General features: G+C 69.3%; 18 protein-coding genes. 5 read left to right on the forward strand and 13 right to left on the reverse strand.

Going from position 1 to position 25,248, the window contains the following annotated elements; all coding sequences use genetic code 11:
- Positions 1-2 precede the first annotated feature (2 nt).
- On the forward strand, positions 3-2,213 hold the full coding sequence (locus AC3A6R_RS09275) for a phosphocholine-specific phospholipase C (RefSeq protein WP_487864384.1): 2,211 nt from the start codon (positions 3-5) through the stop codon (positions 2,211-2,213).
- 14 nt (positions 2,214-2,227) lie between these two features.
- Positions 2,228-4,474 (forward strand): phosphocholine-specific phospholipase C, encoded by a 2,247-nt coding sequence (locus AC3A6R_RS09280; protein WP_487864320.1) that lies wholly within the window; start codon positions 2,228-2,230, stop codon positions 4,472-4,474.
- Positions 4,475-4,485: 11 nt separating this feature from the next.
- Here AC3A6R_RS09280 and AC3A6R_RS09285 read toward each other — a convergent pair whose 3' ends face one another.
- From AC3A6R_RS09285 to AC3A6R_RS09330, 10 genes are all read right to left on the reverse strand, one after another.
- A complete protein-coding gene (locus AC3A6R_RS09285) occupies positions 4,486-5,727 on the reverse strand; it encodes a pyridoxal phosphate-dependent decarboxylase family protein (protein ID WP_487862248.1) in 1,242 nt (413 codons plus the stop codon).
- Positions 5,728-5,734: 7 nt separating this feature from the next.
- On the reverse strand, positions 5,735-6,550 hold the full coding sequence (locus AC3A6R_RS09290) for an ABC transporter permease (protein WP_487864321.1): 816 nt from the start codon (positions 6,548-6,550) through the stop codon (positions 5,735-5,737).
- A complete protein-coding gene (locus tag AC3A6R_RS09295; protein WP_487864322.1) occupies positions 6,547-7,383 on the reverse strand; it encodes an ABC transporter ATP-binding protein in 837 nt (278 codons plus the stop codon). Before AC3A6R_RS09295 ends, AC3A6R_RS09290 begins: the two co-directional genes overlap by 4 nt.
- 4 nt (positions 7,384-7,387) lie before the next feature.
- Positions 7,388-8,431, reverse strand: a complete 1,044-nt coding sequence (locus AC3A6R_RS09300) for a taurine ABC transporter substrate-binding protein (protein ID WP_487864323.1) — start codon at positions 8,429-8,431, stop codon at positions 7,388-7,390.
- Positions 8,432-8,548: 117 nt separating this feature from the next.
- A complete protein-coding gene (locus AC3A6R_RS09305; protein ID WP_487864324.1) occupies positions 8,549-9,271 on the reverse strand; it encodes a GntR family transcriptional regulator in 723 nt (240 codons plus the stop codon).
- Between the two features lie 19 nt (positions 9,272-9,290).
- A complete protein-coding gene (locus AC3A6R_RS09310; protein WP_487864325.1) occupies positions 9,291-10,556 on the reverse strand; it encodes an MFS transporter in 1,266 nt (421 codons plus the stop codon).
- Positions 10,557-10,680: 124 nt separating this feature from the next.
- Positions 10,681-10,812, reverse strand: a complete 132-nt coding sequence (locus AC3A6R_RS09315) for a hypothetical protein (protein ID WP_487864326.1) — start codon at positions 10,810-10,812, stop codon at positions 10,681-10,683.
- Positions 10,813-10,899: 87 nt separating this feature from the next.
- Entirely contained in the window at positions 10,900-12,615 is a 1,716-nt protein-coding gene (locus tag AC3A6R_RS09320) for a putative 2-aminoethylphosphonate ABC transporter permease subunit (RefSeq protein WP_487862255.1), read from the reverse strand.
- A 6-nt stretch (positions 12,616-12,621) separates the two neighbouring features.
- Entirely contained in the window at positions 12,622-13,707 is a 1,086-nt protein-coding gene (locus tag AC3A6R_RS09325) for an ABC transporter ATP-binding protein (RefSeq protein ID WP_487864385.1), read from the reverse strand.
- 14 nt (positions 13,708-13,721) lie between these two features.
- A complete protein-coding gene (locus AC3A6R_RS09330) occupies positions 13,722-14,756 on the reverse strand; it encodes a putative 2-aminoethylphosphonate ABC transporter substrate-binding protein (RefSeq protein ID WP_487864327.1) in 1,035 nt (344 codons plus the stop codon).
- Between the two features lie 244 nt (positions 14,757-15,000).
- Here AC3A6R_RS09330 and AC3A6R_RS09335 point away from each other — a divergent pair, with 244 nt between their 5' ends.
- Complete coding sequence (locus tag AC3A6R_RS09335; protein WP_487864328.1) at positions 15,001-16,797, forward strand: ABC transporter ATP-binding protein/permease; 1,797 nt, start codon at positions 15,001-15,003, stop codon at positions 16,795-16,797.
- On the opposite strand, the gene queC is transcribed toward AC3A6R_RS09335, so the two are convergent.
- The 3 genes from queC to AC3A6R_RS09350 are packed head-to-tail and all read right to left on the reverse strand — an operon-like array spanning position 16,746 to position 20,273.
- A complete protein-coding gene (queC, locus tag AC3A6R_RS09340) occupies positions 16,746-17,483 on the reverse strand; it encodes a 7-cyano-7-deazaguanine synthase QueC (RefSeq protein ID WP_487864329.1) in 738 nt (245 codons plus the stop codon). The genes AC3A6R_RS09335 and queC overlap by 52 nt on opposite strands.
- A gap of 16 nt (positions 17,484-17,499) precedes the next feature.
- Positions 17,500-17,991, reverse strand: coding sequence for a cyanophycin metabolism-associated DUF1854 family protein (locus tag AC3A6R_RS09345; RefSeq protein ID WP_487864330.1), 492 nt, complete (start codon positions 17,989-17,991; stop codon positions 17,500-17,502).
- Positions 17,988-20,273 (reverse strand): cyanophycin metabolism-associated ABC transporter, encoded by a 2,286-nt coding sequence (locus AC3A6R_RS09350; protein WP_487864331.1) that lies wholly within the window; start codon positions 20,271-20,273, stop codon positions 17,988-17,990. The genes AC3A6R_RS09345 and AC3A6R_RS09350 overlap by 4 nt, the downstream gene beginning before the upstream one ends.
- 139 nt (positions 20,274-20,412) lie before the next feature.
- Here AC3A6R_RS09350 and AC3A6R_RS09355 point away from each other — a divergent pair, with 139 nt between their 5' ends.
- Complete coding sequence (locus AC3A6R_RS09355) at positions 20,413-22,656, forward strand: cyanophycin synthetase (protein WP_487864332.1); 2,244 nt, start codon at positions 20,413-20,415, stop codon at positions 22,654-22,656.
- Between the two features lie 20 nt (positions 22,657-22,676).
- The gene (cphA, locus tag AC3A6R_RS09360; RefSeq protein WP_487862262.1) at positions 22,677-25,244 is read left to right on the forward strand and encodes a cyanophycin synthetase; all 2,568 of its coding nucleotides are present in this window, start codon (positions 22,677-22,679) and stop codon (positions 25,242-25,244) included.
- The last annotated feature ends 4 nt before the right edge of the window (positions 25,245-25,248 follow it).

Genomic DNA, 25,248 nt, shown 5'->3' on the forward strand with positions numbered 1-25,248 from the left:
CCATGCCTTCTCGCCGCAAATTCCTGACCGGCACCGCCACCACCGGTGCCGCCGCGCTCGCGCTCTCGGCCTTTCCCCCGAGCATCCGCCGCGCCCTCGCCATTCCCGCCAGCAACAAGACCGGCACTCTCAAGGACGTCGAGCACATCGTCATCCTCATGCAGGAGAACCGCTCGTTCGACCAGTACTTCGGCACGCTCATGGGCGTGCGCGGCTTCGGCGACCGCTTCACCATTCCGCTGCCCGAAGGGCGCGGCGTCTGGCAGCAGCTCGACGATGCAGGCAAGGAAGTGCTGCCCTATCACCTCGACGATTCGAAGGGCAATGCCCAGCGCGTGACCGGTACGCCGCACAGCTGGAGCGACGGCCAGGATGCATGGGCCGGCGGACGCATGCACGAGTGGGTCAAGTACAAGAAAACCGACACGGCGCCTTTCACGCAATCGATGGGATACCTCCGGGAGGCGGAACTGCCGTTCCAGTTCGCACTGGCCAATGCCTTCACGCTGTGCGACGCCTACCACTGCAGCATGCACACCGGCACCAACTCGAACCGCATGTTCCACTGGACCGGCACCAACGGCCCCACGGGCGCGGGCGTGGCCACGGTGAACAACGAGTGGGACTCGATCGACAGCTCGGCCACGGGCTACGAATGGAAGACCTACCCCGAACGCCTGCAGGAGGCCAAGGTCAGCTGGATCGTCTACCAGAACATGCCCGAGAACTTCGGCGACAACCCGCTCGCGGGCTTCAAGCAATACCGCCTGGCCAACGAGGCTTCGGGCAAGCCCGTCAGCAACAGTTCGAGCATTGCCTCGCCGGTGTACGACCCGGCCAGCGACGACGCCAGCAATCCGCTCTACAAGGGCATTGCCAACACCATGGGCGACGGCGGCTTCCTCGAACAGTTCCGTCAGGACATCAAAGGCGGCAAGCTGCCGCAGGTCTCGTGGCTCATCGCGCCCGCCACCTACTCCGAGCACCCGGGACCGTCGAGCCCGGTGCAGGGCGCCTGGTACATACAGGAAACGCTCGACGCGCTCACCGCCGTGCCCGAGGTGTGGAGCAAGACGGTGCTGTTGATCAACTTCGACGAGAACGACGGCTACTTCGACCACTACCCCTCGCCGGCCGCGCCCTCGATCAACCCCGACGGCACGCCCGCGGGCAAGACCACGCTGCCGATCGAGGTGCTTGCGCCCGAGTACTTCAACCATCCGAAGCCGCCGGGCACCAGCAGCCAGCCCGCGCCCGACGGCCGCGTGTACGGCCCCGGCCCGCGTGTGCCGATGTACGTGATCTCGCCCTGGAGCCGCGGCGGCTGGGTCAATTCGCAGGCCTTCGACCACACCTCGGTGCTGCGCTTCATCGAGGCGCGCTTCGGCGTGCAGGAGCCGAACATCAGCGCGTTCCGTCGCGCGGTGTGCGGCGATCTCACGAGCGCCTTCAACTTCGCCAACCCGAACGACGAGCCGCTGCCCGCGCTCGCCGGCCGCACCACGCGCAACGCGGCCGACCAGTTGCGCAGCGACCAGGAAAAGCTCGCTCAGGTGCCGCTGCCGCTCGACCCGCAACGCCCGCGCCAGGCGAGCGGCACAAGGCCTTCGCGGGCACTCCCCTACGAGCTGCACACCAGTGCGCGCAGCGACGTGGTCGCCGGCACGGTGCGGCTGGTGTTCGCCAACACCGGCACCGCCGCTGCCGTGTTCCACGTCTACGACAAGCTGCACCTCGACCGCCTGCCGCGCCGCTTCATGGTCGAGCCCGGCAAGACACTCGACGAGGCGTGGAACGCGATGGCCGACGACAGCGGCTTCTACGACCTCTGGGTGCTCGGGCCCAACGGCTTCCATCGCCACTTTCAAGGCGACCTGGGCCGCGTGCGCGCCGGCGGCGCCGCGGCGCCCGAAGTGCGTGTGTGCTACGACATCGCGAACGGCAACGTGTACCTCGAGATGCTGAACGGCGGCGGCAGCCCCGCAAAGTTCACGGTGCGCGCCAAGGCCTACCGCGACGATGGTCCGTGGACGGCCACGGTGCAAGGCGGCAGCAAGGCCGAGCTGCACTGGGATCTGGCGTCGAGCGGCGCCTGGTACGACTTCGTCGTGACATGCGATACCGATCCCGGCTGGCAGCGCCGGTTCGCGGGTCGCGTGGAAACCGGCCGCCACACGGTCAGCGACCCGGCCATGGGCATGGGCGACCTGTGAGGCGCGCGACCGACATGACCACCCGCCGCAAGTTCCTCACCGACAGCGCCGCCACCGGTGCCGCTGCGCTCGCGCTCTCGGCCTTTCCCCCGAGCATCCGCCGCGCGCTCGCCATCCCCGCCAACAACAAGACGGGCACCCTCAACGACGTCGAGCACATCGTCATCTTGATGCAGGAGAACCGTTCGTTCGACCACTACTTCGGCACGCTCATGGGCGTTCGCGGCTTCGGCGACCGCTTCACCATTCCGCTGCCCAAGGGCATGAACGTCTGGCAGCAGAGCGATGCCACCGGCAACACCGTGTTGCCCTACCACCTCGACAGTTCCAAAGGCAATGCCCAGCGCGACGGCGGCACGCCGCACGACTGGGCCGACAGCCAGGACGCCTGGGACGGCGGGCGCATGCACCAATGGGCGCGCTACAAGACCAGCCAGTCGATGGGCTACCACAAGCAAGCCGAGGTGCCGTTCCAGTTCGCGCTGGCGAACGCCTTCACGCTCTGCGATGCCTACCACTGCAGCATGCACACCGGCACCGATGCGAACCGGGCCTTTCACCTGACCGGCACCAACGGACCGACCGCCTCCAACACCGCCTTCGTGACCAACGAGTGGGATTGGATCAGCGGCCTGCCCGACTCGCCCAACGTGGGCTACACCTGGAAGACCTATGCCGAGCGCCTCGAGGAAGCGGGCGTGCGCTGGATCAGCTACCAGAACATGCCCGACGAATGGGGCGACAACATGCTCGGCGCTTTCCGGCAGTTCCGCCAGGCCAACGTCGACTCGGGCTATCCGGTGTCGAGCGGCGGCGAACCCAACAAGCCCTACGCGAACACCGGCCAGCCGCTGCCCTACAAGGCCTACGACCGCACCACCGACGACGCCAGGAGCCCGTTGTACAAGGGCATCGCGAACACGCTGCCGGGCACCCGCCCCGAGGACTACCTCGACGCCTTTCGACGCGACGTGCGCGAAGGCACGCTGCCGCAGGTCGCCTGGATGAGCGCGCCGTCGATCTACTGCGAGCACCCCGGGCCGTCGAGCCCGGTGCAGGGCGCCTGGTTCGTGCAGGAGGTGCTGGACGCGCTCACCGCCGTGCCCGAGGTCTGGAGCAAGACCGTGCTGATCGTCAATTTCGATGAGAACGACGGCTACTTCGACCACGTGCCCTCGCCGTCGCCGCCCTCGATCAATCCCGACGGCACGCCCGCGGGCAAGACCACGCTGTCCGACAGCGCACTGCTCCCCGAGTACTTCACCCAGCCCGCGCCGATCGGCAGCACCAAGCAGCCCACACCCGACGGCCGCGTGTACGGCCCCGGCCCGCGCGTGCCGATGTACGTGATCTCGCCCTGGAGCCGCGGCGGCTGGGTCAATTCGCAGGCCTTCGACCACACCTCGGTGCTGCGCTTCATCGAGGCGCGCTTCGGCGTGCAGGAGCCGAACATCAGCGCGTTCCGCCGCGCGGTGTGCGGCGACCTCACGAGCGCCTTCAACTTCGCCACCCCCAACGACGAGCCGCTGCCCGCGCTGGCTGGCCGCGTCAGCCGCACCGAGGCCGACCAGATCCGCGTCAACCAGGAGAAGCTGGACCACGTGCCGCTGCCGCTCGACCCGCAGTTGCCGCGCCAGGCCAGCGGCACGCGGCCTTCGCGCGCGCTGCCGTACGAGCTGCACGCCAGCGCGCGCGTGGCGCCGCTCGACGGCACGCTGCAGTTGCTGATGGCGAACACCGGCACTGCGGCCGCGGTGTTCCACGTGTACGACAAGCTCAACCTCGACCGGCTCCCGCGCCGCTACATGCTCGAGGCCGGCAAGACGCTCGACGATGTGTGGACGGCGGGCCGCGACAACAGCGGCTTCTACGACCTCTGGCTGCTCGGCCCCAACGGCTTTCACCGCCACTTCAAGGGCGACCTCGGCAGCTTGCGCGTCGCCGATGCGTCGAGCCCCGAGGTGCGCGTGTGCTACGACATCGCCAACGGCAACGTGTACCTCGAGATGCGCAACACGGGCGCGAGGGCCTGCAGGTTCACGGCGCGCGCCAAGGCCTACCGCGAGGACGGCCCGTGGACCACGACGGTGCAGCCCGGCGGCAAGGCCGAGCAGCACTGGGACCTGGCTTCGAGCGGCGCCTGGTATGACTTCGTCGTGACGTGCGATGCCGACGCGTCCTGGGCGCGCCGTTTCGCGGGCCGCGTCGAGACCGGCCGGCATTCGGTCAGCGACCCGGCCATGGGCCTGGGCGAACGCTGAACTTCACAACCTCAGTATTGCGCCTTCACCTCGGGCGCATTCCCGTTCGCCAGCGTCGCCGGGTCCCGCAGCACCGCGGCCACGTCGGCCAGGTACTGCCCGACGACGGGCTCGTGCGTGAGGTTGAGCATGTGGTGGATGCCCGCGGGCTGCTGCACGTAGCCCACGGTCCAGCCGCGCTCGCCGAGCCCGTGGCCGATCGCGCCCATGTCGCGCGTGGGCGAACCGAAGGCGAAGATCGACAGCTGGGGCCGGCCCAGCGTGGGCAGGCCGAGTGCGTCGAGGCCCTGCTGCATCGCGCGCCGCGTGGCGAGCACGCGCTCGGTCACGCGCAGGTAGCCTTCGTGGCCCAGGTAGTTCATCACCGCCCATGCCGCGGCGATGGCGCCGCCCGCGCGCGTGCCCACCAGCGTGTGCGTGAAGTACTGGCCGCGCGGCCAGTCGTCGAAGTAGTAGCCCATCAGCGCGAACGCATCGGGGTCCGCGAAGAACAGCGTCGACGCGCCCTTGGCGGTGTAGCCGTACTTGTGCAGGTCGGCCGAGATCGAGGTCACGCCCTCGACCGCGAAGTCGAAGTCGGGAACGTCCGCGCCGAGCGCGCGCGCAAACGGCGCAAAGTAGCCGCCCACGCAGGCATCGACATGCATCCAGGTGCCGTGTTCGCGCGCCAGCGCTGCAATCTCGGAAATGGGGTCAACCACGCCGTGCGGGAACGCGGGCGCCGAGCCGACGACCATCGCGGTGTCGGGCGTGACCGCCGCGCGCATCGCCGCCGGGTCGGCGCGAAAATCGGCCGCGAGCGGCGTGCGCACCGGCGTGAGCCCGAGAAAGTACGCGGCCTTGTCGAAGGCCGGGTGCGCACTGTGCGGCATGACGATCTGCGGCCGCCCCATGCCGGGCCGCCGTGCCAGCGCGCGGTCGCGCGCGCACTTCACCGCCAGGAAGATGCTCTCGGTGCCGCCCGTGGTCATGGCGCCGCGCGCCTCGGGGCCGCCGTGCAGCAGGCCCAGGCCCATCTCCACGACTTCGCGCTCGAACTTCGCGAGGCTCGCGAACGCGCGCGGCCCGAGTCCGTTCTCGGAGAAGTACATCAGGTAGGCCTGCTTTGCCACGTCGAGCACGTCTTCGCCCGCGTAGTGGATGAACATCGGCACGCGGCCGCGGCGCCAGTCCACGTCGCCTTCGCCGGCTTCCTTGAGCTGCCGCTGCAGTTCGGGCCAGGGCGTGCCGCTGGCCGGGAGTGTCATTGCCATGAGTGAGTCATCCTTCCTTGCCGCCCCAGTGGACGACCTTGTTTTCGAGCGCCCGCGCCAGCAGGTCGAGCAGGTAGCCGAGCACCGCCATGATCAGCGCGCCGACGATCACGACATTGGTGAGCAGGAAGTCGGAGGCCGACATCGCCATGTACGCGATGCCCGCGTTGGTGGCGATCATCTCGGCGCCCACCAGCATCGTCACGCCCAGGCCGATGCTCACGCGGATGCCGGTGAAGATGCCCGGCAGGCTCGCCGGGAAGATCACACGCCGGAAGATCATGGCGCGCGACGCGCCGAGCGCCATCGCGGCCTGCACCTTGCGACGGCCCACCGCGCGCACCGCCTGCATCGCGCTGATCGACAGGATCGGGAGCAGCGCGAGCACGATGATCACGATCTTCGACACTTCGCCGATGCCGAACCAGATGATCAGAAGCGGCAGCAGCGCGAGCTTGGGCATCGGCCGCGTGATCTCGATCGGCGGATCGAGCACGGCCTTGACCGTTTCGTTCATGCCCATCCACAGGCCCAGCGGCACCGCGACCAGCACGGTGAGCCCAAACGCCACGCCGAAGCGGAACAGGCTGATGCCCAGGTGGTGCGCGAGCGTCTTGCCCTGGTAGCCGTTCTCCATCAGCTGCCAGAAGGTCTGCCACACCGCCATCGGCGACGGCAGGAAGAGCGGCGCGACGAAGGGCTTGTCGCCCACCAGCGGCACGGTGAGCAGCAGCCAGAGCGCCAGCAGCACGGCGAACGAGCCCAGATTGATCCAGCGCGAGCGCCCGCGCGCGCCCGAGCGGGCGTTGGATGCACCGCTCATCGCTGCGCCTCCTGGTGCTGCGCCGCCAGCGCCTCTTCGCGCAGCAGCCCGAAAATCTCGGCCTTCGTGCGCGCGAACTCGGCGCTCGCCACCACCGCCGGGTCGTCGCTCTGCGCAAAGGTGGGATGAAACGTCGCCTTGATGCGCCCGGGCCGCGCCGACATCACGACCACCTCGGTCGCGAGGAACAGCGCCTCGTCGATGCTGTGCGTGATCCACAGCACGGTCTTGCGCGTCTCCTGCCAGATGCGCTTGATCTCCTCCTGCAGCAGCTCGCGCGTCTGCGCGTCGAGCGCCGCGAAGGGCTCGTCCATCAGCAGGATCTCGGGCGAATTGGCGAGCGCGCGCGCAATGCCGACGCGCTGCTGCATGCCGCCCGAAAGCTCGTACGGGTAGCGCTTCGCAAAGCCGGTGAGTCCGACCATCTCGAGGTAGTGCGACGCGATGCGCGTGGCCTCGGCCGCCGGTTTGCCGGTGGCGAGCGGGCCGAAGGCCACGTTGTCGATCACCCGCATCCAGGTGAAGAGCGCGCCCTGCTGAAACACCACGCCGCGGCGCGGGTCGGGGCCGCGCACCGGCAGGCCGTCCATCAGCACGCGGCCGGCCGTGGGCTGCTCGAAGCCCGCGACGATGTTCAGCAGCGTGCTCTTGCCGCAGCCCGAGGGGCCGAGCAGGCAGGTGAAGGCGCCCTGCGCGATGTCGAGCGTGATCGGCTCCAGCGCCTGCACCGCATCGGGCCCTTCGCCGAAGCGCTTGGAAATGTCCTCGAAGCGAACCTTGGGCGCGCCGGCGGCCGGCGCCGGCTGCGCCGTTCCTGTGTGTGCCGCTCCCATGGCCTCAGGCGGCCATCTTCGCGACGAAGCTCGCATCGACGAGCCCGCTCAGGTCCTTCGGCATCGCCGTGATCTGGCCCGCCTCGAACAGGAACTGCGCCTGCGTCTGCAGTGTCTTGAGCACGCCCGTGTCCTTCTCGCCGGGCTTGCCCATCCACTGGCTCGTCAGCTGCTCGCGCGCGGGCACCGGGTAGAAGGTGTTGAGCGAGCGCATCACCGTGGCCTCGTCGACGTTGAGGAACTTGGTCATCGTCTCGACCACTTCCTTCGGCTCCTGCTTGAAGGTGCGCGCGATCTGCTCGTAGTCCTTGAGGAAGGCCAGCACCAGGTCGGGCGACTTCTGCTTGAACTCGTCGCGCACCAGCAGGCCGTCGAAGATCACCAGGCCCTGCTTGTTGAGGTCGCCGGTCTTGAAGATGATCTTGCCGCCGTCGTCGGTGAGCCGCGGCACCACCGGCACCCAGATGTAGCTGGCATCGATCTCGCGGCGCTGCCAGGCCGAGGCGATCTGGTCGGCGCGCATGTTGATGAGCTGTACGTCCGAAAGGCCCAGGCCGGCGGTCTTGAGCGCGGCCACCGCCGCGAAGTGCACCGAGGTGTTGAACGGCAGGCCGACCTTCTTGCCCTTGAGGCCCGCCACCGTGGCGATGCCCGATTGGCCCTGCACCACCAGGCATTCGCTGTCGACGATGTTCTTGTAGACGTAGACCATCGAGGCCTTCAGCCCGTTGGCGTAGCCGACCATCATGGGGCTCGAGCCGATGTTGCACATGTCGAGGCTGCCGCCGGCCATCGCCGAGATCACCTCGGAGCCGGCGCGCACGATGACGAAATCGGCACTCACGCCTGCGCCGAAGGTCTTGGCCACCAGGTTCTTCGCACGGATGTAGTTCTGCGCGTCGATGGCGCCGAAGGTGCCGAGCCGGACCGCGCGCGCCTGCGCGGCGGCCGGCGCCGAAGCCCCCATCAACAGCGCGCCGGCGGACGACGCGACGAGCATGTGGGCGCTCGCCAGATGGAACTCGCGGCGGGAGAGATTCAGCTTCATGCGACGGCCTTTCCTGAACAAACAAGGAACTGGCGCCCCGCACACCGGGGGCCTGGCACGCACTTTAGGCGATCAGAATATATTCTGCGTACGCAGAAACCCGAATCCCGCGCAACTTCAGGGCTTGAGCAGCCGGATCAGGTAGCGCGACCCGTGCGTCAGGTCGTCGCGCATCGCCTGCCCCAGCGCGTCGCCATCGCGCCGGCGCAGTGCATCCATGGCCACGCGATGCGTCTCGTGCCCTGTGAGGCTGCCACAGTACTGCGGAAACAGCAGGTTCAGCGTGGGGCCCACGCGCAACCACAGGCTTTCGATAATGCGGATCAGGATGGGCTGGCCCGAGGCGCGATATATCGAAAGATGGAACTCAGTGTTCTGGACCAGCGTGCGGTGCGCATCGCCGGCCTGGATCGCCGCCAGGTGCGCCTGCATCACGCCGTCGAGCCGCTCGATCTCGTCATTCGAGATGCGCGGCGCGGCCTCTTTCGCGGCCAGGCATTCGAGTTCCATGCGGATCTTGAGGATCTCGCGGTAGGTCTCGACACCGAGCCGCGGCACGCGGATCGTGCGGCCATTGACCACTTCGAGCCCGTGCTCCACCACCAGCCGCTGCACCGCCTCGCGCACGGGCGTGAGGCTCACCCCCTGATTCTCGGCGACGCCACGCACGGTGAGCACCTGCTCGGGCAGCAGCGCGCCGGTCATCAGCGACTGGCGCAGCTGCTGGTAGACCTGGTCGGTCAGCGTGTCGCCGCCGCGCACCACGGTCTCCTCGGGCATGGCGGGGCGCGCGGCGGCGCGGGCGGGCCGCCGGGAAGGCGACGAGGTCTGCTGGGGCATGGGAACAGGTGTTCGGCGGTCAGTGGGTCGGCTTGAATATACTCTGCCGCCTTGCGATCACCGTCACCCGCCACAGCAGCATGGCCGCGATCGACACGTTCACCAGGTTCCACGCGATGCCGTTGAGGAAGGCGGCGTGGTAGCTGCCGGTGAGGTCGAACACCTTGCCCGACATCCATCCGCCGAGCGCCATGCCGAACAGCGTGAACATCAGCACCGTGCCCACGCGCGCGCCCGCCTCGGACGCCGGGAAATGCTCGCGCACGATGATCGCGTACGACGGCACGATGCCGCCCTGGAACAGCCCGAACAGCGCCGACACCACGAACAGCGGCACCAGTCCGTCGAAGGGCAGGAACAGCAGCAGCGCCACGCACTGCAGCGCGCCGCCGAGCAGCAGCGTGCGCAGCCCGCCGATGCGATCGCAGATCGCGCCCGACACCAGCCGGCTCACCACGCCGAAGGCCAGCATCAGCGACAGCATCTGCGCGCCGCGCGCGGCACCGAAGCCCAGGTCGCTGCAGTACGCCACGATGTGCACCTGCGGCATCGCCATGGCCACGCAGCAGGCCACGCCAGCGACGCACAGCAGGCCTTGCGCGGTGCCCAGGCTGAGCCCGAAAGGCCGGAGGGCATTGCGCACCGCGGCGCTGCCGGCAGCCGCGGTGCCGGCCGGTGCAGCCGCCGCGATCGGCGGGCGCGCGCGGAAGAACAGGGCCAGCACCACCATCGTGAGGCCGCAGAAGACGCCCATGCCGATGTAGGTCTGGCGCCAGCCCACCGTCTCGATGAAGTGCTGCACGATCGGCGGCCACACCGCGCCGGCCACGTAGTTGCCGCTCGCGCATACGGCCACCGCGATGCCGCGGCGCTTGACGAACCAGAGCGAGGTGTCGGCCACCAGCGGCGCAAAGGCCACGGAGCTGCCGAGCAGACCCACAAGCAGCGTCTGCGCGATGGTGAACGACACGATGCCGTCGGCCAGGCCCGAGGCGATGTAGCCGAGCCCGAGAAACACCGCACCGCCGAGCAGCGGCCACATCACGCCGAAGCGGTCGGCGAGCTTGCCCATCAGCACGCCGCCGATGCCGAAGCCCAGCATCAGCAGCGTGTAGGGCAGCGAGGCATCGGCGCGCGCGATGCCGAACTCGGCCTGCACCGACGGCAGCATCACCGACACCACGTACATGCCGCTGCTGCCCACGGTCATGACGAGGAGCGTGACCCCCAGACGTACCATGGCGTAGCGGGAGTCGGGCTGGTGCCTTGCGGCCGTGGTCTCCATCGTGGTTCTCTCTTCTCTCGTATGCGCCGGGCGCCGCGAACGTGGGCGTCGAGCATACAAGGCGCGGCGAGATCGCGCAGGAAGGCACCGCGCCGCCGCGATGGCGGCGCGCGCGGCGACCGGATCAGGCCAGCGAAGGCGCGGCGAGCGACACCGCCGCGGCCTTGGGCATCGGCCCGCCGGGCTTGGGCTTGTCGTCGCAGCCGGCGGCCAGCAGGCCGAGGCAGAAGAAGAGTGCGGTCAAGAGGGTTGGCATGGGCCGCATGCTAGGCCTGCGCCGCCCCCGGTCAAGTCGGACGTGAGCCCGATCCGGCCACCGCCGCAAGCGCGCCAGGCCCGGCCTTCAGCGCTGCCGCCACTGCTGCGTGCGCGCCAGCGCCCACCGCCCGGCGAGCGCGAACAGCCCGCGGCCGACCGCCGCCGTGAGCATGATCAGCGACGCCATCGCCGCGGCCGGCGCCACGTCGCCGGCGTCGTCCATGTTGAGCACCGCGATCGCGGCCAGCGTAGTCTGTGGCGAATAGAGGAAGACCACGGCCGACACGGTGGTCATCGCGTTGACGAAGAAGTAGCCGCCGACGTTCAGCACCGTCGGCAGCGCCACCGGCAGGTGCACGCGCCACAGCGTGCGCCAGAACGGCACGCCCATCGACTCCGACACCAGCTCGTACTCGCGGTCGAGCTGGCGCAGCGCGGTGAGCGCGGTGAGGTGCGCCACCGAGAAGAAGTGCGCCACCGTGCAGACGACCAGGATCGTCATGCTGCCGTAGATGGCGCGCAGCGGGTTCGACGGCGAGATGAAGAAGAAGATGTAGCCCACGCCGAGCACCAGCCCGGGCACCGCGAGCGGCAGGTTGGCCAGCAGGTTCAGCAGTTCGCGCAGCAGGCCGAAGCGCCTCGGCTTCTCGACCAAGTAGGCCGAGACGAAGGTGGCCAGCGCGCCGGCCACCGCCGCGCAGAGGGCCAGGCGCAACGAGTTGAAGTAGCTGCCCCAGCCGCCGCCGTCCATGTTGCCGAAGTCGTAGTTCTTCAGCGAGGGCGCGAGCTGGTAGGGCCAGTAGGTCGCGAGCGATGCGAACACGGCCATGCCGATCATCACGAGGATGGCGCAGGCGGTGAGCGCGCAGAACACGAAAAGCGCCCGGTCGCGTGCGGCCACCGGCTCGGGCCGATAGGGCGTGGCGCGCGCGGACAACGCCGCCGACTGCCTGCCGCGCACATGCCGTTCGACCAGGAACGACAGCAGCGCCGGAACCAGCAGCACCAGCCCGACCACCGCGCCCATCTGGAAGTTCTGCTGCCCGACCACCTGCTTGTAGATGTCGGTGGCGAGCACGCCGGTCTGGCCACCCACCACCTTGGGCACGCCGAAGTCGGTGATGACGAGCACGAACACCACCATCGCGGCCACGATCAGCCCGTAGCGCGTCGACGGCAGCGTCACGGTGCGGAACATGCGCCAGCGCGAGGCGCCGAGCGTCTGCGCGGCCTCGTAGAGCCGGCCGTCGGAGGTGGCCATGGCCGTGGTGAGGATCAGGAGCGCATGCGGCAGCGTCCAGAACACCGAGCCCAGCACGATGCCGAGCGGTCCGTAGATCGACGTGTCGCCGAAGAGGCCCTTGAAGATGCCCTGGTTGCCGAAGAGGTAGACGAGGCTGATGGCCGGCAGCAGCGAAGGCGCGAGCAGCGGCACCAGCGCCACCGCGCGCAGCACGCCCTTGGCGGGCATGCACGAGAGCGTGAGGCCGTAGGCGTACACGTAGGCCAGCGTCGTGCAGGCCACCGCGCTCACGGCCGCGATCCAGACGCTGTTGAATGCCGACTGCACGAGCGCCGGACTGTCGAGGTAGCGCGCGAAGTTGGCCAGGCCGACGAAGGCGCCCGTGCGGTCGAAGAAGCTCTGGCCCACGAGCGCACCGACCGGCAGCGCCACGATCAGCACCAGCAGCGCCACCATCGCCAGCACGGCCGCGCCGGTGAGCCAGCGCTCGCGGTCGAACGCGCTGCTGCGCGGCATCGCCATCGGCATGACGGCGATGGCCTGGGGGCTGCTGCTCATGCTTTTTCAGTGCGCCAGGACCGACAGCGCATTCAAGGGCAGCTGGATGTGCACCATGCTGCTGGGGGCCAGGGGCTCCTCGCCGCCGTAGCGCGCATCGGCCGGCAACTCGGCCTCGATCTCGATGCCGAGCGGCTCGCAGGCCAGCCGCGCGGAGGTGCGGTTGCCGAAGAATTCCGTGTCGAGCAGGCGCGCTGCGAAGCTGTTGGCACCCAGCTCGGTGCCGAAGCGCTTCACCACCACGTGTTCGGGGCGGATGCCCACGGTGGCCTGCGAACCGATGCCCAGGGCACCGAGGTGGCCCGGCGTGCAGAACAGCTCGCTGTCGCGCACGCGCACCTTGCCGTCGGCCACGATGGTCGCGGGCAGCATGTTCATGCGGCCGACGAAGCCCGCGACGAAGCGGGTGCGCGGCTGGCGGTAGAGCTCGTCGGGCGTGCCGGCCTGCTCGATGCACCCGTCGTGCATCAGCACCACGCGGTCGGCCATCGAGAGCGCCTCTTCCTGATCGTGCGTGACCATGATCGTCACGATGCCCAGGCGCTTCTGCAGCGCGCGGATCTCGCTGCGCAGGCTGGCGCGCACCTGCGCGTCGAGCGCCGAGAGCGGCTCGTCGAGCAGCAGCAGCCGTGGATTGGGCGCGAGCGCGCGCGCCAGTGCCACGCGCTGCTGCTGGCCGCCCGAGAGTTGCACCGGGTATTTGTCGGCATGCGCCGTGAGTCCAACGAGGTCGAGCATTTCGCGCGAACGCTTGGCCATCTCGCGCGCGAGCGCGCCCGTGGGATGCAGGCCATACGCGATGTTCTGCGCCGCCGTGAGGTTGGGAAAGAGCGCATACGACTGGAACACCACGCCGAAGCCGCGCGCCGCGGGCGGCAGGCTCGCGATGTCCTGGCCGCCGAGCAGGATCTGACCGCGGTCCGCGCGCTCGATGCCGCAGACGATGCGCAGCAGCGTGGTCTTGCCGCAGCCCGAAGGCCCGAGCAGGCAGACGAATTCGCCCGGCTCGATGTCGAGGTCGATGCCGTCGAGCACGCGGCTGGCACCGAAGGATTTCTCGATGCCGCGCAGGGACAGGAAGCTGGTGGTCATCTCGGTCCGCTGGCTCACATCGGCTTCTTTTCCGACTTCGACTCGTAGCGCTTCGACCACTCGGTGAGGATGCGCTCGCGGTTGGCCGCGGCCCAGGTGAAGTCGTTCTTGGCGAGCAGCTTCTCCACGTCGCCCGGCACGAACTCGAGCTTCTCCTGGATGCCCGGCAGCGCGAGCACCGCGAAGTTCTTGGCGTAGAGCGCGTTGGCCTGCTTCGTCACGGCCCAGTCGGCGAGCGCACGGGCGGCGTCCTGCTTCTTGCTGGTCTTGAGGATGCCGGTGGCCTCCATGTCCCAGCCCAGGCCTTCCTTGGGCAGCACGATGTCGATCGGCGCGCCGTCGCGCTTGGTCTTGTCGGCGCGGTATTCGAACGACATGCCGAGCGCGAACTCACCGGCGCCGGCCTGGCGGCAGGGCTTGCTGCCCGACTGGCTGTAGATGCCGATGTTCTGGTGCAGCGCGTCCATGTACTTCCACGCGTTCTCCTCGCCCATCATCTGGATCCAGCCCGAAACCATCAGGTAGCCGGTGCCCGATGCGGCCGGGTTGGGCATGGTGATCTGGCCCTTGTAGACCGGGTTCGCGAGTTCGGCCCAGCTGGTGGGCTTGGGCAGGTTCTTCTTCTGCGCCTCGACGGTGTTGAAGCAGATGGCCGACGACCACACGTTCATGCCGACCCACTTGGGCGGGTTCGCGGGGTCGCGCATCGTGGGCTTGACCGCCTCGAGGCCCTTGGGGGCGTAAGGCTGCAGCATGCCTTCCTTGTCCAGCAGCATCAGCGAGGTGGCGGCCAGGCCCCACACCACGTCGGCCTGCGGGTTGGCCTTCTCGGCCAGCAGCTTGGCGGTGACGATGCCCGTCGAGTCGCGCACGAATTTCAGCGCGATGGACGGATTCTCCTTTTCGAAGGCGGCCTTGTAGGCCTGCATCTGGTCGGCTTCGAGCGCGGTGTAGACCAGCAGTTCGGTGCGGCCCTGGGCCGAGGCGGCAAAGGCCAGCGAGAGCAAGGCAGCGGGCACGGCGGCGCGGCGGATGAAACGAAGCAGCATGGTGGGGGAGTCCCTCGAAGGAGTGGGCAGAAAGACGGGAAGAAGACGCGGAAGAAAGTACGCAGCGCAAGGCCTGGAACGCGCGATGCTCGCAGCGCCATGTGACAGGGATTTGTCATCCGCGTCACGCCGCTGTCACAACCGCGCCGCTGCGGCTGGCGCATTTCAGGGCGGCTTAAGAAATCTGTCTACGATCGCTCCCTCACGGTCCCCGCGCGCGAGCGCCTGTCGAGGAAACCCCTGCATGTCATCTTCCGCCAATGAACGCGCCCGAGGCTTCGTCCAGGTGCTGCGCCGCATCTTCGCGCTCGCGGTGCCCTATTTCCGCTCCGAGGAAAAGTGGCGCGCCCGCATGATGTTCGCGGCCATCGTCGCGCTGAACCTGGCCTACGTGTACGCGCTGGTGCTCTTCAACCAGTGGTACGGGCGCTTCTACGATGCGCTGCAGAACAAGGACGCCACGGTTTTCTGGCGCGAGATCCAGGTGTTCGGCATCCTGGCGTTCTTCAACATCGCGCTGCAGGTGCTCAAGTTCTACGTGACGCAACTGCTGCAGTTGCGCTGGCGCGCCTGGATGACGCGCAGCTACCTGGGCCGCTGGATGGCCAACCGCACCTTCTACGAGTTGGAACTCGCGCGCTACGCAAAGGGCGACGGCACCACGCCCGACAACCCCGACCAGCGGATCCAGGAAGACATGCACCTGTTCACCAGCGCGACCATGACGCTGTCGATGGGCCTGCTCAACGCGGTGGTCACGCTGGTGAGCTTCGTCGGCATCCTGTGGGGGCTGTCGGGCACGGTGATGCTGCCATTCGGCGGCAGCAGCTACGAGATCGCGGGCTCGATGGTCTGGCTCGCGCTGGTCTACTGCGTGGTGGGCACGGTCATCACCCACTACATCGGCCGGCCGCTGATCGGGCTCAACTTCCGCCAGCAGCGCTTCGAGGCCGACTTCCGGCACCATCTGGTGCGCGTGCGCGAATACAGCGAGGCGATCGCGCTCGACCGCGGCGAGACCGTGGAGCGCGGCCAGCTCGACCTGCGCTTCGGAGCGGTGCTGCGCAACTACCTCGCGCTCATCAAGCAGCAGAAGAACCTGGTCACCTTCACGGCCTTCTTCAGCCAGGCGGCGGTGATCTTCCCGTTCATCGTGGCGGCGCCGCGCTTCTTCAGCGGCGCGATCCAGCTCGGCCAGCTGATGCAGATCTCCACCGCCTTCGGCCGCGTGCAGGATTCGCTGAGCTGGTTCGTCGACAACTACGACAATGTGGCCGCCTGGCGCGCCACGGCCGACCGCCTGACGAGCTTCGACGACGCGATCCGTGCGCGCACCGAGCAGGCACGCGCGCTGGAGCGCAGCGACGCTGAGGTGCTGCACACCGATGGCCTCTCGCTCAGCCTGCCGACCGGCCGGCCGCTGCTCGCGGACGCCGCGCTCTCGGCGGCCGCGGGCGAGAGCGTGCTGGTGCAGGGCCCCTCGGGCAGCGGCAAGTCGACGCTGTTCCGCGCCTTCGCGGGAATCTGGCCCTTTGCGCGCGGCCGCGTGCAGGTTCCGGCCGACGCGATGTTCATGCCGCAGCGCCCCTACGTGCCCGACGGTCCGCTGCGCCAGGCGCTGGCCTATCCCGAGGACGCCGCGAAATACAGCGAGGCCGAACTGCGCCAGGCGCTCGACGACGCGCTGCTGCCCGACCTGGCGGTGCGGCTGGACGACAGCGACGCCTGGAGCCAGAAGCTCTCGGGCGGCGAGCAGCAGCGGCTGGCGATCGCGCGCGTGCTCCTCAAGAAGCCGCGCTGGATCTTCGCCGACGAGATCACGAGCGCGCTCGACGCGGCGGCCGAGCGCACCGTGTACCAGCGGCTTGCGCAGATGGTGAAGGCCCGCGGCGGTGCGATGGTGTCGATCGCGCACCGCGCGGCGGTGGGCGAGTTCCACACCCAGCGCTGGACGCTGGTGCCCGACACCGCCGAAGGCGCCGCGGCGCGCTACACCGTCGAGGTCACGCCCTCGGCCGCACCGGCCGGCGCCGCCACGTAGCGCTCCCAGCCCTTCTTGCGCAGGTCGCAGGCAGGGCATTCGCCGCAGCCGTAGCCCCAGGCCTGGCGGTGCGCGCGGTCGCCGAGGTAGCAGGTGTGGGTTTCTTCGACGATCAGGTCGACCAGCGGCGCGCCGCCCAGCCGGTGCGCGAGCTGCCAGGTCTCGGCCTTGTCGATCCACATCAGCGGCGTCTCGATGACCAGGCGCCGCTCCAGGCCGAGCGACAGCGCGAGCTGCATCGCCTTCATGGTGTCGTCGCGGCAGTCGGGGTAGCCTGAAAAGTCGGTCTCGCAGACGCCGGTGACGATCACCTGCAGCCCGCGCCGGTACGCAAGCGCGCCGGCGAGCGTGAGGAACAGCAGGTTGCGCCCGGGCACGAAGGTGTTCGGCAGGCCGTCGGCCTGCATCTCGAACGCGACTTCTTCAGTCAGCGACGAGCCGCCGAGCTGCGCCAGTGCGGCGAGCGTGAGCACGTGATCCTGCCCGAGGCGCGGCGCCCAGTCGGGAAAGCGCTCGCGCAGCTTGGCGAGCACGGTGCCGCGCACGTCGAGCTCCACGCGGTGGCGCTGGCCGTAGTCGAAGCCCAGCGTTTCGACGCGCTGGTACTTCGACAGCGCATCGGCCAGGCAGGTGGTCGAATCCTGGCCGCCCGAGAACAGGACCAGCGCGGTGGTGTGAAGAGGCATGTGCGTTTCGTTTTCTTCAGAGAAAGCGCTCGAGGAGCTTGCGCGAGGCGCGGTCCAGCGCCTTGGGATCGGGAATGCGGAACTGCACGCCATGCGCGCTCGCGATCAGCAGCGCGCCGCCGTCGATCCGGCGAATATCTTCCTCGGCCTTGAGCACGAAGCGGGTCTCGCCGCGGTCGGTGCTCACGGTCCAGGTGCTCGGCACGCCGAAGCTCGAGACGCTGTGCAGCCGCAGCAGCGTGGGTGCGAAGTCGCGCACCGCGAGCTCGGCTTCGAGCAGCGTGCGCACCGGTGCCGGCAGCTGCTCGAGGCGGTCGATCCAGACCAGCTCGCGGCCGTCGCTGCCGACCAGCGACACGCCCTCGCCCGGCGCGCTGAGCGGAAAGGCACGCACCGGCGTCACGCCCGCGTGGCGCTCGCCGCGTGCATCGGTCAGCACCAGCCGGCCGAAGCCGTCGCGCTCCAGCGTGAAGCCCTGGTCGATGGCGGGGTGGGTGTGGGCGTTCATGCGTCTCCTGCCGGATGGGCCGCGTGGCTGACCAGCGGCGCGAGCACGCCCGCGCGCTCGTCGACGGCGCCTTCGCTCGCGTCGTCGTCGGCCTGCCGCAGCTGCGCCTGGTAGAGCCGCCAGTAGGCGCCCTGCTTCTCCATCAGCGCGTCGTGCGGCCCGACCTCGACCACCTCGCCGCGGTCCATCACCACCAGCCGGTCGGCCTTGCGCAGCGTCGAGAGGCGGTGCGCAATCGCGATGGTGGTGCGGCCCTGCACCAGGTTGTCGAGCGCCTTCTGGATCTCCTTCTCGGTCTCGGTGTCGACGGCCGAGGTCGCCTCGTCGAGGATCAGGATGCGCGGATCGATCAAGAGCGCGCGCGCGATGCTGATCCGCTGGCGCTCGCCGCCCGAGAGCCCCTGGCCGCGCTCGCCCACGAGCGAGTCGTAGCCATGCGGAAGGCGGAGGATGAAATCGTGCGCATGCGCAGCGCGCGCGGCGGCCACGATCTCCTCGCGCGTGGCATCGGGCTTGCCGTAGGCGATGTTCTGCGCAATGGTGCCGAAGAACAGGAAAGGCTCCTGCAGCACCAGGCCCACGTGGCGCCGGTAGTCGGCCACCGCGAAGCGCCGGATGTCGGTGCCGTCGACCTTGATCGCGCCGTCGGTCACGTCGTAGAAGCGGCAGATCAGGTTGACCAGCGTGCTCTTGCCCGAACCGCTGTGGCCCACGAGGCCGATCATCTCGCCGGGCTCGATCGTGAGGTCGAGGTCGTGGATCACCGCGCGCGAGCCGTAGCGAAAGCCCAGCCCGCTCATCTCGATGCGGCCCTGCACGCGCTCGACCTTCACGGGGTTCGCGGGTTCGGGCACGTTGCTCACGTGGTCGAGGATGTCGAAGATGCGCTTGGCGCCGGCCGCCGCCTTCTGCGTGACCGAGACGATGCGGCTCATGGAGTCGAGCCGCGTGTAGAAGCGCCCGATGTACGCGATGAACGCGGTCAGCACGCCCACCGTGATGCTGCCGCGCGCCACCTGCCAGATGCCGAAGCCCCAGACCACGAGCAGCCCGATCTCGGTCAGCAGCGACACGGTCGGTGTGAACAGCGACCAGGTGCGGTTGAGCTTGTCGTTGACCTGCAGGTTGTAGGCATTGGCGACGCGGAAGCGCTCGGCCTCGCGGCGCTCCTGCGCAAAGGCCTTGACCACGCGGATGCCGGGAATGGTGTCGGCCAGCACGTTGGTCACCTCGGACCAGACGCGGTCGATCTTCTCGAAGCCGGTGCGCAGCCGGTCGCGCACCACGTGGATCATCCAGGCGATGAAGGGCAGCGGCACCAGCGTGACCACGGCGAGCAGCGGGTTGATCGAGAACAGGATGGTCGCGGTCATCACGATCATCAGCACGTCGTTGGCGAAGTCGAGCGCGTGCAGCGACAGGAACACGTTGATGCGGTCTGTCTCCGAACCGATGCGCGCCATCAGGTCGCCGGTGCGCTTGCCGCCGAAATAGTCGAGCGGCAGCGTCAGCAGGTGCTCGTAGGTGCTGGTGCGCAGGTCGGCGCCGATGCGCTCCGAAACCAGCGCGAGCAGGTAGGTGCGCGCCCAGCCCAGGCCCCAGCCGAGCAGCGCCGCGCCGAGCAAGCCGCCGAGGTACAGCGCCACGCGCGACGGGTCGATCGTCTGTCCGTTCTGGAACGGAATCAGGATGTCGTCCATCAGCGGGATGGTCAGGTACGGCGGCACCAGGCTGGCGGCCGTGGAGATCAGGGTCAGCACGAAGCCCGCGATCAGCTGTTTGCGGTAAGGTCGCGCGAAGCGGCCCAGGCGCAGCAGCACCCAGGTCGATGGCGGCGTCTGCAGCTCGGTGTCGACCGCGGCCTCGTCGCCGTCGGCTTCGGCTGTCGCCTCAGCGACAGCGGCGCCATTCGCGCGCTGCCCGAAGATTTTCAGCAGTTTCAGCGCGGCCGGCTGGTGCACCAGGGTGTAGCGCCAGCGCGCCAGTAGCCCGGCGGCGCCGGCGAGGTCGAGCGTGCCGACGCCGGCATGGTCGTTCAGACGCAACGTCAGTCCCAAATCGGACAGTGGCCACTCACACCATTGGCCGGCCGGGCCGAGCGCCACTAGGCGCCGGTCGGTCAGGGCCAGCAGGCCGGAGGTAAACCTAAGTTCTTCGTCGAGGTCAACCGCCAGTGTGACCAGAACGTTTTCGGCGGCTGCGAGGCGGCTTTTCAGCGCGGCTGAAGCCGCCGTCTCTGTATCTTCGCCCTCCCGGGTGCCGACTGGATCGTGATGTTGCATCGTGTTGATTTGACTCTTGCCCGTCGCGGTTCACTACAACCGCGCCATGACGCCCTTCGCGGGGCGCCGATTCTGACCGATCGCCATGGGCGCGCTTGAAGGCGCCGCGGTGCTCGGCCAAAGCACATCGAACGTTTGCATGACCCGTTTCGACGACATCCGCCTGCTGCGCATCAACTATTTGCGCGGACCGAACCTCTGGACCTACCGGCCCGTGCTCGAGGTCTGGCTCGACCTGGGGGCGCTGGAAGACTTTCCGTCCAACAAGATCGACGGCTTCACCGCCCGCCTCACGGGCCTGCTGCCGGCGCTGATCGAACACCACTGCGGTGTCGGCGAGCGCGGCGGCTTCATCCAGCGCCTGACCGAAGGCACCTGGGCCGGCCACGTGCTCGAGCACGTGGTGATCGAACTGCTCAACCTGGCGGGCATGCCCACGGGCTTCGGGCAAACCCGCAGCACCTCGGCGCACGGCGTCTACCGCATGGTGTTCCGCGCGCGCGACGAACAGGTGGCCCGCGTGGCGCTGGCCGAGGGCCATCGCCTGCTGATGGCCGCCATCAACGCCGATCCGTTCGCCGCCGCCGACGTGCAGAAGGCCGTCGATGCGGTCAAGGCCAAGGTCGAGGACTGCTACCTCGGGCCGAGCACCGCGGCCATCGTGGCCGCCGCCACCGACCGCGGCATCCCGCACATGCGGCTCAACAGCGGCAACCTCGTGCAGCTGGGCTATGGCGCGAGCCAGCAGCGCATCTGGACCGCCGAGACCGACTACACCAGCGCCATCGGCGAATCGATCGCGAGCGACAAGGAGCTCACCAAGTCGCTGCTCGCGAGCTGCGGCGTGCCTGTGCCCGAAGGCCGGGTCGTGGCCAGCGCCGAGGAAGCCTGGGAAGCGGCCGAGGACATCGGCGTGCCGGTGGCGGTCAAGCCCTCGGACGCCAACCACGGCCGCGGCGTGTCGCTCGAATTGACCACGCGCGAAGAAGTCATGGCCGCCTTCGCCGTGGCCGAGCCCGAGGGCAGCGACGTGATGGTCGAGCGCTTCATCCGTGGCCATGAGCACCGCCTGCTGGTGGTGGGCGGCGAAGTGGTGGCCGCAGCGCGCGGCGAGATCATCACCGTGACCGGCGATGGCCGCAGCACCGTGGCCGAGCTGATCGACAAGCAGCTCAACAGCGACCCGCGCCGCGGCGCCGAAGAAGAATTTCCGCTCGACCTGATCGTGCTGACGACCGACGCCAAACTGCAGCTCGAACTCAAGCGCCAGGAACTCGACGGCGATGCGGTGCCCGCCGCGGGCCGCGTGGTCACGATCCAGCGCAACGGCAACATGGCCAACGACTGCACCGACCAGGTCCACCCCGAAGTGGCGCACGCCGCCGTGCTGGCGGCCCGTGTGGTCGGCCTGGACATCGCGGGCATCGACCTCGTGGCCGAGGACATCGGCAAGCCGCTCGGCCCGCAGCGCGGCGCCATCGTCGAAGTGAATGCCGGCCCCGGCCTGCTGATGCACCTGAAGCCGGCTGTCGGCTCGCCGCGTCCGGTGGGCCGCGCGATCTGCGACCACCTGTTTCCGAACGACGCGCCGGGCCGCATCCCGGTGGTGGGCGTCGCGGGCTCGCGCGACACCGCCGTGCTCGCGCGGCTGGTGGCATGGCTCATCGACCTTGGCGGCCGCCACACCGGCCTGGCCTGCCGCGACGGCCTGTTCCTCGAGCGCCGCCGCGTCGATGCGCGCGACAGCGCCAACTGGGACGCCGGGCGCCGCCTGCTCATGAACCGCGCCGTGCAGGCGGTGGTAATCGAGAACGGCGCCGAGACCATCTTGCGCCACGGCCTCGCGTACGACCGCTGCGAGGTCGGCATCGTGACCGACCTGGACGGCGCCGAGGCGCTCGGCGATTTCGACATCACCGAGAGCGAGCAGATGGTCAAGGTGCTGCGCACGCAGGTCGACGTGGTGCTCGCCGAAGGCACCGCCGTGCTCAATGCCGGCGATGCGCGCGTCGCCGGCCTCGCGCCGCTGTGCGACGGCGCCGTCATCCTGTATGCGGCCGACGCGCAGGCGCCGGCGCTGGCCGCGCACCAGGGCGCGGGCGGCAAGGCCGTGCTGGTGCGCCAGGACCGCGTGGTGCTGGCCAACGGCAGCAGCGAATCGTTCCTGCCGGGGCTCGGCCGCCTGACCGTCTGGCGCGCCACGCACGTGGGCGTCGGCCTCGAGAGCCTGCTCGCCGCCGTGGCGGCGGCCTGGGCGCTGGGCATTCCGCTCAACCTCATCGGCGCCGGCGTCGAAGCCTTCGAAGCCGACCTGCAGGCAGCGCTCGCGTCGCTGCAGCTGTCGCAGAGCCCGCCGCTCCCCGTCCAACCGCAGCTCGCCTGAACCCAACCGCGTCGCCGTCCATGAAAGTCACCCGTCTCCGCGCCCTGCGCGGGCCCAATCTCTGGAGCCGCCACACCGCGATCGAAGCGGTGGTCGCCTGCGAAGGCGACGAGAACGCCATCAGCCGCCTGGCCGGTTTCGAGGCCCGCCTGCGCGCGCGCTTTCCGACCATCGGCGAGCTGCATCCGATGGTGCTGGGCCAGCCGCTGGCGCTGGCCCACGTGCTCGAGAACGCGGCCGTGGCGTTGCAGGCGCAGGCCGGCTGCGCCGTCAACTTCGGCCACACCTCGCCCACGCTCGAAGACGGCGTCTACCAGGTCGTGGTCCAGTACACCGAGGAAGAGGTCGGCCGCCGCGCGCTCGCGCTCGCCGAGGCGCTGCTCACCGCCGCCCTCTACGACACGCCTTTCGACGCGACCGCCGCCCTCACCGAGCTGCGCGACCTCGACGAATCGGAGCGCCTGGGCCCGAGCACCGGCGCCATCGTCGACGCCGCCGTGGCGCGCGGCATTCCCTACCGCCGGCTCACGAGCGGCAGCCTGGTGCAGTTCGGCTGGGGCTCGCGCCAGCGCCGCATCCAGGCCGCCGAGATCGACAGCACCAGCGGCGTGGCCGAATCGATCGCGCAGGACAAGGAGCTCACCAAGCAGTTGCTCAATGCCGCGGGCGTGCCGGTGCCGCTGGGCCGCCCCGTGGCCGATGCCGACGACGGCTGGGCCGCTGCCATGGAGATCGGACTGCCCGTGGTGGTGAAGCCGCAGGACGGCAACCAGGGCAAGGGTGTCACGGTCAACATCACCACGCGCGAACAGCTCACGGCCGCCTACGAATCGGCCGCCGCGTACGGCGAGGTGATGGTCGAGAAGTTCCTGCCGGGCTTCGACTTCCGCCTGCTCGTGGTGGGCGACCGCCTCGTGGCCGCGGCACGGCGCGACCCGCCGCACGTGATCGGCGACGGCAGCGCCACGGTGCGCCAGCTCGTCGATGCGGTGAACCTCGACCCGCGGCGCGGCGAAGGGCATGCCACCTCGCTCACCAAGATCCGCCTCGACGACATCGCCGTCGGCCGGCTCGAGGCACAGGGCCTCACGCCCGACAGCGTGCCCGAGCGCGGCCAGCGCGTGGTGCTGCGCAACAACGCCAACCTCTCCACCGGCGGCACCGCCACCGACGTGACTGACACCGTGCACCCCGAAGTGGCCGCGCGCGCGGTCGATGCGGCGCAGATGGTCGGGCTGCACATCTGCGGCGTCGACATGGTGTGCGAGAACGTGCTGCGCCCGCTCGAGGAGCAACACGGCGGCGTGGTCGAAGTCAACGCCGCACCCGGCCTGCGCATGCACATCTCGCCCTCGTTCGGCCGCGGCCGCGCCGTTGGCGAGGCCGTCATGGACACCCTCTTCGCACCCGGCGACGACGGCCGCATCCCCGTGGTGGCCGTGACCGGCACCAACGGCAAGACCACCAGCGCGCGCCTCGTCAACCACCTGCTCGCATCGAGCGGCCTGCGCACCGGCATGACCAACACCGACGGCGTGTACGTCGACGGGCGCCAGACCGACAGCGGCGACTGCAGCGGCCCGAAGAGCGCGCGCAACGTGCTGCTGCACCCCGACGTCGATGCGGCGGTGTTCGAGGTGGCGCGCGGCGGCGTGCTGCGCGAGGGCCTCGGCTTCGACCGCTGCCAGGTGGCCGTGGTCACCAACATCGGCAGCGGCGACCACCTGGGCCTGAACTACATCACCACGGTCGAAGACCTTGCGGTGCTCAAGCGCGTGATCGTGCGCAACGTCGCGCCCGAAGGCTATGCAGTGCTCAATGCGGCCGACGCGAACGTGGCCGCGATGGCCGCGGGCTGCCCCGGCCATGTGATCTTCTTCGCGGCCGACCGGCAGCATCCGGTGATGGCCACGCATCGCGCACAGGGCAAGCGCACCGTCTACGTCGACAACGACGCGCTGATTGCGGCCGAGGGCTCGTGGCGCGAGCGCATCGCACTGCGCGACGTGCCGATCACGCGCAACGGCACGATCGGCTTCCAGGTCGACAACGTGATGGCCGCCGTGGCTGCGGCCTGGGCCGTGGGCCTCGACTGGGACACGATCCGCAGCGGCCTCGCCAGCTTCATGAACGACGCGGCCGGCGTGCCCGGGCGCTTCAACGTCATGGACTACCGCGGCGCCACGGTGATCGCCGACTACGGCCACAACACCGACGCAATGCGTGCGCTGGTGTCGGCGGTCGACACCATGCCCGCGAACAAGCGCTCGGTGGTGATCAGCGGCGCCGGCGACCGGCGCGACTGCGACATCCGCGACCAGACCGCGATCCTCGGGCAGGCCTTCGACGAAGTCATCCTCTACCAGGATGCCGCGCAGCGCGGCCGCGCCGACGGCGAGGTGATGGCGCTCCTGCGCCAGGGACTGCAGGGTGCGCAGCGCACGAGCTACATCGACGAGATCCGCGGCGAGTTCATCGCCATCGACACTGCGCTGGCGCGGCTGCAGCCGGGCGACCTGGCGCTGGTCCTGGTCGACCAGGTGGACGAAGCGCTCGCGCACCTGGCCAAGCGCATTTCGGAGGCTTGATCCC

The sequence above is a fragment of the Variovorax sp. Soil_C_19 genome, assembly GCF_057657255.1.